The organism is uncultured Aquimarina sp., assembly GCF_947492405.1.
Taxonomy (GTDB): domain Bacteria; phylum Bacteroidota; class Bacteroidia; order Flavobacteriales; family Flavobacteriaceae; genus Aquimarina.
The window spans coordinates 289,950-305,574 of the sequence record NZ_CANLMP010000002.1; the positions used below are offsets into that span (position 1 = coordinate 289,950).

14 protein-coding genes are annotated in these 15,625 nt (G+C 33.2%); 4 read left to right on the forward strand and 10 right to left on the reverse strand.

Translation table 11 applies throughout. The annotated features are described in order from the left end of the window. Nucleotides 1-7 precede the first annotated feature (7 nt). The gene (locus Q0829_RS07650; RefSeq protein ID WP_298541588.1) at nt 8-952 is read right to left on the reverse strand and encodes a dihydrofolate reductase; all 945 of its coding nucleotides are present in this window, start codon (nt 950-952) and stop codon (nt 8-10) included. Between the two features lie 79 nt (nt 953-1,031). Here Q0829_RS07650 and Q0829_RS07655 point away from each other — a divergent pair, with 79 nt between their 5' ends. The 3 genes from Q0829_RS07655 (at nt 1,032) to Q0829_RS07665 (ending at nt 5,826) form a co-directional block, all read left to right on the forward strand. After that, nucleotides 1,032-2,102, forward strand: a complete 1,071-nt coding sequence (locus Q0829_RS07655) for an aminotransferase class V-fold PLP-dependent enzyme (RefSeq protein WP_298541589.1) — start codon at nt 1,032-1,034, stop codon at nt 2,100-2,102. A gap of 309 nt (nt 2,103-2,411) precedes the next feature. Then, entirely contained in the window at nt 2,412-5,309 is a 2,898-nt protein-coding gene (locus Q0829_RS07660; protein ID WP_298541590.1) for a T9SS type A sorting domain-containing protein, read from the forward strand. A 220-nt stretch (nt 5,310-5,529) separates the two neighbouring features. Then, on the forward strand, nt 5,530-5,826 hold the full coding sequence (locus tag Q0829_RS07665) for an isoamylase early set domain-containing protein (RefSeq protein WP_298541591.1): 297 nt from the start codon (nt 5,530-5,532) through the stop codon (nt 5,824-5,826). A 27-nt stretch (nt 5,827-5,853) separates the two neighbouring features. On the opposite strand, the gene Q0829_RS07670 is transcribed toward Q0829_RS07665, so the two are convergent. From Q0829_RS07670 to Q0829_RS07710, 9 genes are all read right to left on the reverse strand, one after another. Then, nucleotides 5,854-6,135 carry a DUF427 domain-containing protein gene (locus tag Q0829_RS07670; protein WP_298541592.1) on the reverse strand — a complete coding sequence of 94 codons (282 nt, stop codon included), beginning with the start codon at nt 6,133-6,135 and terminating at the stop codon, nt 5,854-5,856. 23 nt (nt 6,136-6,158) lie between these two features. Beyond that, nucleotides 6,159-7,133, reverse strand: a complete 975-nt coding sequence (locus tag Q0829_RS07675; protein ID WP_298541593.1) for an L-histidine N(alpha)-methyltransferase — start codon at nt 7,131-7,133, stop codon at nt 6,159-6,161. Between the two features lie 9 nt (nt 7,134-7,142). After that, entirely contained in the window at nt 7,143-8,309 is a 1,167-nt protein-coding gene (gene egtB / locus Q0829_RS07680; RefSeq protein ID WP_298541594.1) for an ergothioneine biosynthesis protein EgtB, read from the reverse strand. A gap of 104 nt (nt 8,310-8,413) precedes the next feature. Further along, nucleotides 8,414-8,839: an energy transducer TonB gene (locus tag Q0829_RS07685; RefSeq protein ID WP_298541595.1), complete on the reverse strand. Its 426-nt coding sequence runs from the start codon at nt 8,837-8,839 to the stop codon at nt 8,414-8,416. A 27-nt stretch (nt 8,840-8,866) separates the two neighbouring features. Continuing rightward, nucleotides 8,867-9,691, reverse strand: coding sequence for a thymidylate synthase (locus Q0829_RS07690; protein WP_298541596.1), 825 nt, complete (start codon nt 9,689-9,691; stop codon nt 8,867-8,869). 158 nt (nt 9,692-9,849) lie between these two features. Next, a complete protein-coding gene (locus tag Q0829_RS07695; RefSeq protein WP_298541597.1) occupies nt 9,850-11,553 on the reverse strand; it encodes a nucleoside transporter C-terminal domain-containing protein in 1,704 nt (567 codons plus the stop codon). Between the two features lie 55 nt (nt 11,554-11,608). Then, complete coding sequence (locus tag Q0829_RS07700; RefSeq protein ID WP_298541598.1) at nt 11,609-12,226, reverse strand: bifunctional nuclease family protein; 618 nt, start codon at nt 12,224-12,226, stop codon at nt 11,609-11,611. Between the two features lie 87 nt (nt 12,227-12,313). Next, nucleotides 12,314-13,282 carry an electron transfer flavoprotein subunit alpha/FixB family protein gene (locus Q0829_RS07705; RefSeq protein WP_298541599.1) on the reverse strand — a complete coding sequence of 323 codons (969 nt, stop codon included), beginning with the start codon at nt 13,280-13,282 and terminating at the stop codon, nt 12,314-12,316. Between the two features lie 53 nt (nt 13,283-13,335). Beyond that, the gene (locus tag Q0829_RS07710; protein WP_298541600.1) at nt 13,336-14,082 is read right to left on the reverse strand and encodes an electron transfer flavoprotein subunit beta/FixA family protein; all 747 of its coding nucleotides are present in this window, start codon (nt 14,080-14,082) and stop codon (nt 13,336-13,338) included. A gap of 164 nt (nt 14,083-14,246) precedes the next feature. Between Q0829_RS07710 and Q0829_RS07715 the strand changes: the two genes are divergently transcribed. Beyond that, nucleotides 14,247-15,224 carry a pyruvate dehydrogenase complex E1 component subunit beta gene (locus Q0829_RS07715; RefSeq protein WP_298541601.1) on the forward strand — a complete coding sequence of 326 codons (978 nt, stop codon included), beginning with the start codon at nt 14,247-14,249 and terminating at the stop codon, nt 15,222-15,224. Nucleotides 15,225-15,625: the final 401 nt, after the last annotated feature.

Sequence of the window (15,625 nt, forward strand, 5' to 3'; positions counted from 1 at the left end):
GGCTGTGCTACTTCTTCTTATAAGTCAAATACGTAAATGCAAACTCATGCCGCTCATCTGCACCGTGAAGTTCTTTATTTTCAATTGTCCATATTTCAGGATCTATTTCCGGGAAAAAAGTATCCGCTTCGAATGTTCCGTGTACTCTGGTAAGCTCTATACAATCAGAATATTCCATCCCAATTTTATAAATCTCTCCTCCACCAATGATAAATGGTTGTGGGTCATTTTTTGCTATTTTTAAAGCGGCATCCATAGAATGTACAACAACTGCACCTTCGGGTTTATAATTCTGATTTCGTGTAATTACCACATGGACACGATTTGGCAATGGCTTCGGAAAGGATTCAAAAGTTTTGCGTCCCATAATGATATGATGTCCCGTTGTAAGTTTTTTAAAACGCTTAAAATCATCAGGCAAATGCCAAACCAGATCGTTATCTTTCCCCAATGCATTGTTTTCTCCAGCTGCAGCAATCATTGTAATCTTACGATCAGATTCCTGTGGAGTTATTATCTCAAAAGCTTTAGGCTTTTGTTGTTTAATAAACTTCTCCTTCTTTTTGATTAACTCATCTTTTGGGTACATCAGATCCACATCTTTCTGAATTAATTCAATTTCTGCTTTTTGTTTGGCTATTAATCGTTCCATCTGATTACTTGTCCAATTGGCTCCCATAAACTTATGAAACAACCATACGTTACAAAAATGTAAGACAAAAAGGAATGCCCAACAAACAACAGCTACCATATACCAGTTTAAACCAAAAAATGTAATTTCTTTACCAACTCCTATTAATAGGTTAAGAATAACCAAAAAAACAGAACCTACTAAAAAAACAATAAAATGCTGAAATAGCCTTTTCTTTTGAACGATCCGTTTACGAGCATGTTCATACAATTCTCGCTGTACAGGGTCAATTTGTGGAGTTTCTTTTCTTTTTGAAAACATTTTAATAGTACCTTAGTAATGCTTGATTAATATGCGCTAGTAAATATAAAGGTTTTGCCAAAAAGCCCTAAACTAACTTATGAAGAATTTAAGAAAAGAATTTCCAATACTATCACAAAACACTTATCTTAATACAGCATCCTCTGGATTACTATATGATTCCTTATTAGAGTATAGACAAGAGCATGATTTTGATTTTCTAATTGGGGGAAGTATATTTAGAGATACACAACAAGATTTTTTAACTAGTGTAAAAAAGTCAGTCGGGGATTTTTTGGGATGTGAATCACAAAACACAGTATTAACTCCTAATTTTTCTCTTGGTTTCAATACGATCCTAAACGGATTAGAAAAAAACAAAAAAGTACTTCTATTGGATAAGGATTACCCTTCTGTAAACTTTTCAGTAATCAATAAAGGTTTTAAGGTTTGTTATGCTGAAGTAAATACATCTTTAGAACAAAATATCGAAGAAGCTTTAATAAAGCATACGCCTGATGTTTTTGCTTTTAGTTTAGTTCAATACATTAACGGAATTGCCATTGATCTCAATTTTCTAAAACAATTAAAACTAAAAAATCCTAAATTATTAATCATTGCAGATGGAACACAATTTTGTGGAACTAAGATCTTTAATTTTAGTACATCGGGAATTGACATTCTGGGGTCTAGTGGTTATAAGTGGTTATTAGGAGGTTATGGAAATGGTTTTATATTATTTAAAGAGGGGATTCTAGATCTAATTACACCTAACGCATATAAAAATGCGGGTGTTGATACCAATTATGATTCCTCGTATACAAGCTTACAAGCCAGATATGAATGCGGACACCTAGATACATTTAATTTCGGTAGTTTACAGTATTCTCTAGAATTCTTATCAAAAATAGGACTTGCTACAATTGAAAAAGACATAAACAAATTAACATCTTACGCTAAAACAGAATTTGGTAATTTAAATTTGTTAGAAAAGGACGTTTTAGAAAGAAATAATCATAGCTCCATTTTCAATATAAAGGGTGACCAAAAACTATATAATACTCTAAAAGAAAAAAATATTATTACATCTCTCAGAGGAGATGGTATCAGAATAAGTCTTCATTTTTACAATACAATCAATGATATTGATAAATTATTAGAAAATATCTAAAAAAATCTTCTCAAAAGAGTATATTATTTCTACAGTACATGTAGAAAAATAGCACAATAGTCATACTATCAAAATATACAATAAGTGATTTCTACTAAGATCTCAAAAATGGCATAATTTTTAGAATATCTAAGCAGTTGTTATTGATTAATTACCAACCACAAAATCATAACAGATAACTACAAATTGGTATTCACCAAATATTGTTTTGGTATCCAAATATATAGAAGCAAAGAAGTATCTTTCTTGTTATAACAATATAACCAATAGATTACCCAATTTTCTTAAATCGTAAACACAAAAAATGTCATGAAAAAACTCAACTTATTTCTCACATCTCTATTCTTATTAATCACTTTTTTAAGTAACTCACAAGAAGTACCTATACCTAATAATAATTCGAATAATATAATTGCTAAGGTAGTAGGTCAAGAAGACAAAGTGCTACATATGTCTGCTAATCTAGTAGTAGATACTCCTGAAGATTTATTCGTTTATATAGATAGAGCGAAAGCAGCGGGAGCCAATACTGTATTATATTCAGATTCTAAATTAAACTCTTATGGCCTTAATGGAACAGCAGGATCGAGATGGGACGAAAGGATTCAAGTATTAGTAGATGGAATTAAAGAAAGAGGAATGAAACTACATTTCATTACTATTACTATGGGTTTTGCTGGTTCATTAATAGCTTCTGATCCCAATTTAACTACTGGCTATCCAATTGAAGAACAAGAATTACAAGCCTTAAATGGAGAGCTTATTCCTATTAAGTCTTCTAATCTAGTTAATGGAGATTTTGAAAATTTTGATGGAAATGAAGTTCTTCAATGGGGATTCCAAGATGCAATAGGAGAACGTACTTTTATTGATACAATTATTAAAAAAAGTGGTAATGCATCTTTTAGAGCAGAAGCAGTTAACAATGAAGATTCAAGAATTTTTACAGTTTTTGATGTTAAGCCATTTCATCAATATACATTGAAGTTTTGGATTAAAACTGAGAATTTAACTGCTAGAAACCTAGCGGCTCTTATAAGAGATGAGAATAACAGGGAGCGTACTTTAACAAATTTACATTTATCTCTCCCTAACGATAATGGAGGAAGAAAATATTATAATGGATCCAATAATCTAACTACGGTTGGTTGGGAAGAAGTTCGTATTGCATTTAATAGCTTAAATGCGACACAAGTTAATCTAGCATTAGCAGTTTTTGGAGGTCAACAAGGGACTATTTGGTGGGACGATATAGAAGTTATTGATTCTCCTGCTCTTAACTGGTTAAATCGAGAAGATTTACCAAAATCTTTAAAACACAGTAATGGTCAAACGCTTTCGTTTGGGTCTGATGTTACACCAATAAAAGATGATCAATTAGGCATCTCCGGGTTTCCTGGCGCATTTGATACTCAACATTTAGCTCCTAAAATAATAATAAATAATTCTGCTAACATAAAAGAAGGTGATATCGTAAAAATAAACGGATATCATGGGCTTCCAACTGCAAGCGGACAAATATCTGCTTCTTGGAATCATCCCGAGATATACACCAGAATGCGTACAATACATCAAAAACTTTATAATGATTTTCAACCAGATGGATTTATGCTCAACTATTCGGAAATAAGAACAGGTGGATGGGAACCATTAGACACACAAATAGGAAATTCTGGTGCTGCCTTAGCAACCAGTATAGAGCGTGCTTTCGATGACCTTTTTGAAGTCGCACCGGATGCGACGTATTATTTTTGGAGTGATATGATCGATCCTGAACATAATGCTATTGCTGACTATTATCAAGTTAACAACACATTAGATCAATCTTGGGTAACCGTGGATCCCAATAAAGTTATACTAGCAACCTGGTGGGAAGGCCAAAAGATTGTCGATAAAGGTACAAAGTCGCTTAAGTTTTTCTCTGATTTAGGTTTTAAACAAATTGTAGGCGCATTTTATGATGCTGATGTCGATCTTAATTTCAACCAATGGCAAACTGCTTCTCAAGGTGTAGAAAATGTTATTGGTTCAATTTATGCAACATGGGTTAAACCTCGTGACTTCTCTCAAATAGAAAATTTTGGTAATTTATGGTGGTCACAAAATGAAATAAACGATGAAATCATATCGATAGATGGTCCTGACGTAGTTTCTCCCGGTGATACTGGAATAATAAATTTAGAGTATTCAGCATCGGCAACTAGAGATATCATTCTTTCTCTACAACTTAATAGAGCCCCGTGGACCAACTATGGTGTCGCGATCACTACAGTTCCTCCAGGAACAGATAGTATAGAAATTGAAGTTGTAGTAAATGAAAATATACCAATAGCGGATAACGATTATAAATGGTTATCTTATATAGTTCCAGAAAATGAAAATTGGAATAGTCGTTTTGATGATCTTCAAGAAATAAATATTAGCGCTATAAACAATGACACAGAAATAGATATTAGTGGAGTACTATGGAGGTTAGAAAATAAAGCTACCAAACAATGGATAAGAACAAAAGGATGTTCTAATGATTATAGCGAAACCATTCCATTAGTTGTCACTTCTACTAATAATACAGGAAACTGCACAATGTTTGAATTTATTCCTACCGATGATGGATATTACTTTCTACAAAATAAAGCAACGAATGGAAGATACCGACCAAAAGATTGTAGTAACACTTCTAATGATTCTATTGAAATAGTGCAAGTAAGTCCAGGTTCTTTTGGATGGTGCGAACAGTGGAAATTAGTAGCAACAGATGAAGAAGGATATTTTAGAATCCAAAATAGACAAACAAGTAGCTGGATAAGATCGCAAGGATGCTCTGCAATCATTGATGAATCTATTCCAATCACACAAGTATCTCAAGGGTATACAGGCAATTGTACCAAATGGAAATTAATTGATGTAAATGATAGTCCATTAAACAGAGACTTTGTTATTACTAATGATGAAGAGGAAATAAAACTATTTCCTAACCCTGTGAGTAATAAAATATCTATTCTAACATCCCAAAACAATGCCAATAAAATTGTAGCAATCAACATCTATGATTTACAAGGAAGAAAACAGATGACAATTGATACTCAGAAATTAGCAACCGAAAAAAACAATATTGAAATATCTGGTCTGTCCAATGGTCTTTACATATTATCAGCTAAATACCTGAAAAAAGGAACTCAAAATATAAAATTCATGGTTAAACACTAGTGATAAATCTAGCCAAATTAAAATCACAAAACATCAAAACGCAATAGAATATTGTAGCATTAGAATTTTAGAATAATAACTACATCGTTATCGTTAACATTTAACTGTTAATTGTTGATTAAATTATTGAAAATCTGACCGTTTCCTCTTTTGTGTTTTGATGTTTTGTGTTAATTTCACTTAAATTTTATTAACTGAGAATTAATTATAAACTGAAACCATGGCAATAACCAAGCAATACTTAAAATCAAAACCTATTTGCAAAGTAACCTTTTCCGTTCCAGCTAAAGAAGCTACTAATGTTTGTGTAGCAGGAGAATTTAATCAGTGGAATACCGAAGCTACTGTATTAAAGAAGTTAAAAAACGGTACGTTTAAAGGAACTTTAAATCTACCGAAAGACCAAAAGTTCGAATTTAAATACGTTGTAGACGGGCAATGGACTAACGAAACTGAAGCTGATGGATATCAGTGGAATGATTTTGCTGCTGCAGAGAATAGTTTACTCGTACTTTAATAAAGAAAAAAATTGAGGTTGTAGCTATTATTCTACGACCTCAATACCTTTCCAGAACGCTACATATCCTTTTATTTGCTTAGCTAAATCACTAGTCTCCGGATAATACCAAGCAGCATCCATATTTTCTTTACCGTTTACGGTAACCGTATAGTACGATGCAACTCCTTTCCAAGGGCAATTAGTGTGTGTTTCACTTGATTTAAAAAATTCTTTTTTAATCGCCTCTGGCGGGAAATAATGATTATTTTCAATCACCTTTATATCATTGCTTTCTGCTATAATCTCATTATTCCAAATTGCTTTCATAGTTTTATTTTTTTAATCAAAATCTATTCAGATTTTTTAAACACATAGTTTTTATAATACTCATTTTCATCAGTAAAAGCGCCTGTAATCTTAAATCCTGACTCTTCTGCTAACCACTTAACTGTATCATCATCATATTTCTGAGAAATCTCAGTATGAATACTTTCCCAAGCTTCAAAATGTACTTGCAAGGACAAACAATCTATATCTACCGTTTGTTTTTTTGTACTAACAAGATAACTTTTAGCTGTTCCGGTTTCTGGATCGTATACCTCCCAATGGATAAAAGAATCCAAATCGAAATTTCCTTCAAGTTCTTTATTGATTCTTGACAAAACATTTTTATTAAATGCTGCAGTCACACCAGATTTGTCGTTATAGGCATCCAAAACTTTCTGCGGATGTTTCTTTTGATCAAAACCCATAAATATAAGATCATCCGGATGCATTACGGCATTCAATTTTTTCAAAAACTGAATAGCTCTTGGATGCAATAGATTGCCTATATTCGATCCTAAGACCATAATCACTTTTTTACGGTCACTAATATCTTTTAACCTATCTAAAACTTCAAAATACTCTCCTATCTGTCCCTGTACTTTAAGGCTAGGTAATTCCTTAAAAAGATTTTTAACTAATCCATCAACAGCATTTTCACTAATATCTATCGGATGATAGGTAACCGCATATTTTTTATCAAGTAATTCGTTTAGCAATACCTTTGTTTTTTTACCATCTCCAGCACCCAACTCTACAAGATCAAAACCTTCTTTATTGGTATCGAAACTTTGCAAAATATCAGTCTTATGTAATTGAAAAATATCATATTCTGCATTAGTAAGATAGTATTCAGGTAAATCCATTATCTTCTGAAAAAGCTTATCTCCTACTTCATCATAAAAGAATTTAGAAGATAAATATTTAGGAAAAGTCGTTAGACCTTCGTGCACTTCTTTACCGAAAGTACAGGTTAATACGTTTTGATCTTTTGAATTCATGTATCGGGATTATTTATTTTTTACTAATCGCAATCCATTAAATTGCCATCTTAGCTGAGGGTGAAAAAAATTACGATAGGTTGGTCTTGTATGATTTTTAGGAGTAGCTATAGAACCTCCTCGAAGTACTTTTTGATTAACCATAAACTTGCCATTATACTCACCAAGGGCTCCAGGAGCTTTGGAATAATTAGGGTAAGGTAGATAAGCACTTTCTGTCCATTCCCATCTTGCTCCCCAATCAAAAAATTGTTGTGCTGCTTCCCATTCAAATTCTGTGGGAATACGTTCTCCTTTCCATTGGGAAAAGGCAAATGCTTCATAATAAGATATGTGTGTTATTGGAGCATTAAGATCCAAGGGGGTCAATCCTCTTAATGTATATTGATAATACTCCTCATCAATTTCATGCCAGTATAAAGGTGTTTTTATATAATTATTCTTGATCCAATCCCAAGCTTCTGCGTGCCATAAAAGACTATTTTTATAACCGCCATCATCAATAAATTCTAAATACTCTTTATTTGTCACAAGACTTTTAGCTATACTATATTCTTCCAAAAACACTTTATGAACTCCTAATTCATTATCATAACAAAAGTTATCTCCTTTATAACCAATCTCATATACTCCTTCGCTCATTGCATGATACCCTGAGGAAGATAGCATCTTAGGGTTTTCGTTAAAAGCATCATTATACTTAGGCAATAATGGATTATTTCCTAATATGTACTTAATATCCGTAAGTAATAATTCCTGATGTTGTTTCTCATGATGGATACCTATCTCTACAAGAGATCTAATTTCTTTAGTATCCACCTCCTCTAATAAAGCGTGCAAATTGTTAGTTACGTAATCTCTATACTCGTATACTTCACTAACCGTAGGTCTAGAAAGGTTTCCTCTATTAGTTCTTATCACACGTTTACCAATACTTTCATAATAACTATTAAAAACGTACGCAAAATTATCATGAAATCGAGAATAGTCCTTTTTATATTTAGAGAGGATAAACTCTTCAAAAAACCAAGTTGTATGCCCTAAGTGCCATTTTGGAGGAGAAACATCTACTATAGGTTGAACCACGTAATCTTCTGTCTGAAGTGAAGCACAAATTTCTTCTGAATGAGCTCTAGTCTCTAACAAAGAAGAAAGTAAATTATCAGTTATTACCATAAAAAAAGAGTGTATTCGATTTACGAATACACTCAAATTTAATCATTTTTATCTTGTCACTACTTTACATCAGAGTTAATCCAATGTTAAAAAACTCCAAATATTTATTTTGGTTTAATAAAAGTAATTGGCACTTCATAAGCAACTGCAATGGGCTTTTTACCCCATTTACCAGGTTTCATCTTAGGAATTGCCCTTATAATTCTAACGGCTTCTCTCTGAAGATATCTATGAGCTCCTTTTACATCTATTACCTCAGGTTTACCTTTATTATTTATTATAAACTCTACAGTAACGGTCCCCTCTAATCCATCTTTTTCGGCAATTTCGGGATATCTAAAATTTCTAATAATGTGATTTCTCAAATTATTATCAAAACATTTAAGTGGACCTTGTCTGGAATCCTCACACTTAGGCCACATCGGTGTAATTCCTTTTTCATTTGCATTCTCCTTAGACAGAATAATATTATCCTGAGCAAACAAAAAAGTTGAGCATAAAATTGTTACAATAAGTAGTAGTTTTTTCATCATAAAAATCAGTTTAAGTTTTGGGGGTTAAACTGCAACTGCACCCTTTATATGAGGATGCGGATTATAGTCTTCCAATATGAAGTCATCAAAAACGAAGCCAAAAATATTTTTCACCTCAGGATTAATCCTTATGGTTGGTAATTTTTTTGGAGTTCTGGATAACTGTAATTCTAATTGTTCTATATGGTTATTATATATATGCGCATCTCCAAAGGTATGTATAAATTCTCCAGCTTCATATCCACATACTTGTGCCATCATCATTGTAAATAAAGCGTAAGAAGCAATATTGAATGGTACCCCAAGAAATATATCAGCGCTTCTTTGATATAGTTGACAAGATAGTTTTCCATCCGCAACATAGAACTGAAAAAAAGCGTGACATGGAGGCAATGCTGCTTTTCCATTGGCCACATTTTCAGAAAAAGATTTTGAAGTATCTGGTAAAACACTAGGGTTCCAAGCCGACACTAACATTCTTCTACTGTTAGGGTTATTCTTTAAAGCATCTACAATTTCTTTAATCTGATCTATTTCATCACCATTCCAATTACGCCATTGGTGCCCATAAACAGGTCCGAGATCTCCATTTTCATCTGCCCATTCATTCCAAATACGAACTCCATTCTCTTGTAAATACTTAACATTAGTATCTCCATTCAGAAACCACAACAACTCATAAATAATTGATTTAAGATGTAGTTTCTTTGTAGTAACCATTGGAAAGCCCTCGCTTAGATCAAAACGCATTTGATAACCAAAAACACTTTTAGTTCCCGTTCCAGTTCGATCTCCTTTTTCATTGCCATTTTCCAGTACGTGACGTACTAGATCAAGATATTGCTTCATATTCCCTTCTTAACTTTCTTTTGGGTTTGTTAAATAAATACTAATTCCTGTCAAATATACAAAAAATAGGTTTCCAGATATCTATTAATATGTAGATTATGAAATAGTTGTAAAACCTATTTCATAAATGAATATCTTATAAAAAAAATCTAAGATTTTTATCCAATAATCATTCCTGCTATTGTAGCTGATAATAACGAAGCGATGGTTCCTCCGATTAGTGCTTTTATTCCAAACTCTGATAATGTTTTTCGTTGTCCTGGAGCAAGCGAGCCAATCCCACCAATTTGGATTCCTATTGATGCAAAGTTTGCAAATCCACATAACATATAAGTAGCCATAATAACGGATTTGTTATAGGTTAAATGCGTTACATTTGCTACATTTTTTAAATCTGCTAATTGTATATAACCGACAAACTCACTAGCCGCTAGTTTTATCCCTAAGAGTTGACCCATTAATGCTATATCTTCTTTAGCAACTCCGATTAGCCACATTAATGGCGAAAAAAGATAACCCAAAATAAGCTCAAGAGACAAGCCTTGATAAACCGTATTTGATGCTATCCAAACGTTTATAGAAGTAATATCGCCAACCCAATTTAATATACCATTTAGCATGGCAATAAAGGCCACAAACACTAATAACATCGCTCCAACATTTACAGCTAGTTTTAAGCCTTCAGTTGTTCCGTTTGCTATAGCATCTAAAATATTAGATCCTATTTTTTCTGAAGAAACATGTACATCCGTGTTAATTTCTTCTATTTGCGGGAATAGTATTTTAGAAATAACAATTGCTCCTGGAGCTGCCATTACTGATGCTGCTAATAGGTGTTTTGCAAATTGTAATCTTAAAACTGGATCGTCTCCTCCTAAAAACCCTATATAGGCTGCCAACACAGCTCCTGCAACAGTCGCCATTCCGCCAATCATAACCAATAGCATTTCAGACTTATTCATCTTTTCCAAATACGCTTTAATTAATAGAGGCGCCTCTGTTTGTCCTAAAAAGATATTACCGGCAACACTTAAACTTTCTGCTCCAGATATCTTTAGTGCTTTGGTCAATAACCAAGCTAAGCCTTTCACTACTTTTTGAATAATACCTAAATAAAACAGCAAGGAAGTTAAAGCAGAAAAGAATATAATAGTTGGTAATACTTGAAAAGCGAATATAAAACCAAAGGTATCCATGTCTACAACTAAACCTTCAAATAGAAATTTACTCCCCGCTCTAGTAAAATCTAAAACACTAACAAAAAGACCGCCAACCCACTCAAATATAGTTTGAACAAAAGGTACTCTTAAAACTCCAATAGCGATAATTAATTGAAATCCGACACCTAATCCAACCGTTTTCCAATTAATAGCTTTTTTATTACTACTAAATAAAAATGCAATTATCAATAACGTTAACATCCCTAAAACACCTCTCCAAAAGCTCGTAAAAGAAAAACCTTGATTTGGAATCAGTTCATTATTTGCTACTACAGGAGTTACTTCGGCTATTTCCTTTTTAACAACAAGGGAGTATTCAAGATCTTTTTTTGACAAAACCAATGTAGAATCGGTAATGCTCCTTATTTTATATTTTATAATAGAATCTTCTGCTTTTTCTGGAAAAAAAAGTAACACCTTATTTTGTGTTACGTAATCACCATTTAGTCTTTCTAATTCGTTATTAAATGAATAAGAAAATAAACCCTGATCCAGATGTAAATAATCTTTCTTACCAACCTGAAAAGTATTTTCAGATGCCCCTTTAACACTTTCTAGGATCCACTTTTTCTCAATGGATTGAGCTGAGATTATAGTAAAAGTAAATAATGACAACAGGAAAGATAATAGTCCTTTTTTCATAAAAATAGAAGTAACATTATAATATTTCGAAATATGTGGTGAAAGTGATTAAAATTTAACCACGTTTTGAAATTTCATCTCTGATTCTTGCTGCTAATTCATAGTCTTCATTAGCCACAGCTTGCTCAAGCATACGATTAAGTTCTTCAAGAGATAAATCCTGATAACTTGTTTCCTTACCCACCATTTCCACATCATCAGAAACCAATTCATCTACCAACAGACTTTCTGGATCGTCTTCATCATCTTTTTTAGGATTTACTTTTAAATAAATTCCTGCTTGGTCTAAAATGTTCTTGTAGGTAAATATAGGTGCTTGAAAACGTAATGCTAAAGCGATCGCGTCACTAGTTCTAGCATCGATAATCTCTTCGATTTTATCACGTTCACAAATAATACTGGAATAAAAAACGCCATCTACCAGTTTATGTATAATTACTTGCTTAACAACCACATCGAATCGATCTGCAAAGTTTTTAAATAAATCATGAGTTAATGGACGCGGAGGTTTAATCTCCTTCTCTAACGCTATTGCTATTGATTGTGCTTCGAATGCACCAATGACAATTGGTAATTTTCTTTCTCCATCTACCTCACTTAAAATTAGTGCATAAGCACCATTTTGGGTTTGACTGTACGATATTCCTTTTATGTTCAGACGAACTAAACTCATAGTAATTTTCAATAAAAAAAAGGCTGTTTGAACAAATGGACTTTACCTGAGTTCAAACAGCCCTTGATTGGGCACAATTTATGAAAATTATGCGTTATTCGCCTTAAATTCCTTTAATTTTTCGATTAACTGAGGTACTACCTCAAAGGCATCACCAACAATACCATAATCTGCAGCCTTAAAGAACGGCGCTTCTGGATCATTATTAATAACTACTTTCACCTTACTGGAATTAATACCTGCTAGATGCTGAATAGCTCCTGAAATTCCTACAGCGATATACAAGTTAGTTGCCACAGGTTTTCCTGTTTGACCAACGTGTTCTCCGTGAGGTCTCCACCCCATATCACTAACTGGTTTAGAGCAAGCTGTCGCAGCACCAAGAACATCCGCAAGTTCCTCTATCATTCCCCAGTTCTCTGGTCCTTTAAGACCTCTTCCTCCTGAAACTACAACTTCTGCATCTGCTATAGAAACTTTATCAGTAGCTTTATCTACTGAAGTTACATTCACTGTAAAATCTTCATCGGATAAAGAAGGTTCAAATCCTTCAGCAGTGGCAGCTCCTGAAACTTCTTTAAGTCCAAAAGCATTGTTTGACAATCCTATAACTTTAACATCTGTTGAGATCTCAGTAATGTTAAATGCTTTATTTGTAAAAGCTGTTCGCTTTACAGTAAAAGGAGAAGCACTTTCTGGTAATGCAACTACATTAGAAGCATATCCGGCATTAAGATGCACGGCTAAAAGAGATGCTAAAAACTTGCTATCCGCACTAGAACTCACCACTACCACTTTTGCCGCTTCTTTATCAGCAGCTTGTTTTAATGAATCGGCATACGCTTTTGCATTAAAAGTAGTTAGTTTCTCATTTTTAATCTCTAAAACTTTATCTACACCGTAGTTCCCAAGTTCACTACTATCATCGGCATTAACACTAACCGCGGTAACTGTAGTACCAAGCATATTAGCAACCTCTTTTGCATAAGACGCTACTTCGAAGGCTGCTTTTTTAAACTTTCCTCCTTCACTTTCTGTGTATACTAAAACTGACATATATACTATTTTTTTATACTGAACCTATAATTAATAGGTGTTCGTTTATATTATTATATTGCTTTAGCTTCGTTATGTAATAACTCTACTAATTGACCTACATTATCCGGAGAAACTAAAGTTACTTCACCTTTTGGAGCTGGTTTCTCGAATTTAACCGCCTTTGTTTCTGGAGCACTTTCAACTGCTTCTACAACAGTTAGTGGTTTTTTACGCGCCATCATAATTCCTCTCATATTAGGAATACGAAGATCACTTTCTTCTACTAAACCTTTTTGACCACCAACAACAAGTGGTAATTTTGTTGTAGAAGTTTCTTTTCCTCCATCAATCTCGCGAACAGCAGTAGCTGTATCTCCTTCTACTTCTAATCCAATACAAGTGTTCACAAAATTAGCTCCTGTTAGAGCAGCTAACATTCCTGGCACCATACCACCATTGTAGTCAATAGACTCTCTTCCTGCAATTACAAGATCATAACCTCCATCCTGTACTACTCTTGCTAATTGCTTGGCTACATAAAAACCATCAGTAGCTTCTGTATTTACTCTAATCGCATTATCTGCTCCGATTGCTAGCGCTTTTCTTAGAGTAGGCTCTGTTTCTGCTCCACCAACATTTACTACATCAACAGACGCACCTTGCTTTTCCTTAAACCACATAGCACGGGTTAATCCGAACTCATCATTAGGATTAATTACAAACTGTACTCCATTTGTGTCAAACTTAGTGTCACCTTCTGTAAAATTAATTTTAGAAGTAGTGTCTGGCACATGGCTAATACAAACTAATATCTTCATTTTATATAGGTATTTTTTGAGAATTTAATAATAAAAGCGAAAGTACAAATAAAATGTCGAATTTACTATGCATGCATAGTAAATTTTTCAATTTTCAATGATCAGTAAAGGGTATTAATTGCTACTTTTGCCTTTCGAGTAGCACAAAAATAATTATTTTATAAATGAAAACGATACAATTCAGAGAAGCAATTTGCGAAGCAATGAGCGAAGAAATGCGCAGAGATGAGTCTATTTACTTAATGGGTGAAGAAGTGGCTGAGTATAATGGAGCTTACAAAGCCAGTAAAGGAATGCTTGACGAGTTCGGATCAGACAGGGTTATTGATACACCTATTTCTGAATTAGGCTTTTCTGGAATAGCAATAGGGAGCGCTATGAATGGCAATCGTCCTATTGTAGAATATATGACATTTAACTTTTCATTAGTTGGTATTGATCAAATTATCAACAACGCTGCGAAAATGCGTCAGATGAGTGGCGGTCAGTTTAACATTCCAATAGTTTTTAGAGGTCCTACAGCTTCTGCGGGTCAATTAGGTGCTACACATTCACAAGCATTTGAGAATTGGTTTGCTAATACTCCTGGATTGAAGGTCGTTATTCCGTCTAATCCTAAAGATGCTAAAGGATTATTAAAATCTGCTATTCGTGATAACGATCCTGTTATTTTTATGGAAAGTGAGCAAATGTATGGGGATAAAGGTGAAGTACCAGAAGGAGAGTATACAATTCCTCTTGGTGTAGCAGAAACCAAAAGAGAAGGTAATGATGTAACTATTATTTCCTTCGGGAAAATAATTAAAGAAGCTTATAAAGCTGCAGACGAGCTTGCAAAGGAAAATATATCTTGTGAAATTATTGACCTAAGAACAGTTCGCCCTCTTGATCTAGACGCCATTTTCACCTCAGTAAAAAAGACAAATCGCTTGGTTATACTTGAAGAAGCGTGGCCTCTTGCAAATATTGCGTCAGAAATCACATATCAAGTTCAGTCTACTATTTTTGATTATTTGGACGCTCCAATTATAAAAATAAATACGGCGGATACCCCTACTCCATATTCTCCTGTTTTACTTGAACAATGGTTACCAAATAGTCAAGATGTTGTTAAAGCTGTCAAAAAAGTAATGTATAAATAAAAGGAACCCTTTTCTTTGTGTTTATATAGTTTTCAGATTTTAAACCGTTTTTTACTAATATTGGCTCGGAATTTGATAAAACTATGTTTAATTTATAAACATTAATACTTAAGGGTACTTTGAAATACTAGAATTATATTTAAAAATGTTTTGTTTTAAACTTCTTATTAAAGTTTAAAACAAAACATTTTTAAATTTGCGGGATTAGAAGGTAGGGTATTTTTGTATTGATGTGTTTTAGATAAAAAAACAACAACATTTAGATTGATTAAACAGCATTAAATTTTAGTACCGGTAACTAATATCAAAAAAAAGAGGGCTTAAATGTTCCTTTTTTGATTTAAAACAGATTGAATTATTTCAATCAAAAAAAACCGGTCTAATGATGTTAAATCATAATT

Excerpts from the sequence above, each read along its gene's own strand:
- Q0829_RS07695 (WP_298541597.1), bottom strand. The coding sequence starts at position 11,553 with ATGAAAAAAGGACTATTATCTTTCCTGTTGTCATTATTTACTTTTACT.
- Q0829_RS07710 (WP_298541600.1), bottom strand. The coding sequence starts at position 14,082 with ATGAAGATATTAGTTTGTATTAGCCATGTGCCAGACACTACTTCTAAA.
- Q0829_RS07685 (WP_298541595.1), bottom strand. The coding sequence starts at position 8,839 with ATGAAAAAACTACTACTTATTGTAACAATTTTATGCTCAACTTTTTTG.
- Q0829_RS07675 (WP_298541593.1), bottom strand. The coding sequence starts at position 7,133 with ATGAATTCAAAAGATCAAAACGTATTAACCTGTACTTTCGGTAAAGAA.
- Q0829_RS07670 (WP_298541592.1), bottom strand. The coding sequence starts at position 6,135 with ATGAAAGCAATTTGGAATAATGAGATTATAGCAGAAAGCAATGATATA.
- Q0829_RS07690 (WP_298541596.1), bottom strand. The coding sequence starts at position 9,691 with ATGAAGCAATATCTTGATCTAGTACGTCACGTACTGGAAAATGGCAAT.
- Q0829_RS07665 (WP_298541591.1), top strand. The coding sequence starts at position 5,530 with ATGGCAATAACCAAGCAATACTTAAAATCAAAACCTATTTGCAAAGTA.
- Q0829_RS07705 (WP_298541599.1), bottom strand. The coding sequence starts at position 13,282 with ATGTCAGTTTTAGTATACACAGAAAGTGAAGGAGGAAAGTTTAAAAAA.
- Q0829_RS07650 (WP_298541588.1), bottom strand. The coding sequence starts at position 952 with ATGTTTTCAAAAAGAAAAGAAACTCCACAAATTGACCCTGTACAGCGA.
- Q0829_RS07655 (WP_298541589.1), top strand. The coding sequence starts at position 1,032 with ATGAAGAATTTAAGAAAAGAATTTCCAATACTATCACAAAACACTTAT.
- egtB (WP_298541594.1), bottom strand. The coding sequence starts at position 8,309 with ATGGTAATAACTGATAATTTACTTTCTTCTTTGTTAGAGACTAGAGCT.
- Q0829_RS07700 (WP_298541598.1), bottom strand. The coding sequence starts at position 12,226 with ATGAGTTTAGTTCGTCTGAACATAAAAGGAATATCGTACAGTCAAACC.
- Q0829_RS07715 (WP_298541601.1), top strand. The coding sequence starts at position 14,247 with ATGAAAACGATACAATTCAGAGAAGCAATTTGCGAAGCAATGAGCGAA.
- Q0829_RS07660 (WP_298541590.1), top strand. The coding sequence starts at position 2,412 with ATGAAAAAACTCAACTTATTTCTCACATCTCTATTCTTATTAATCACT.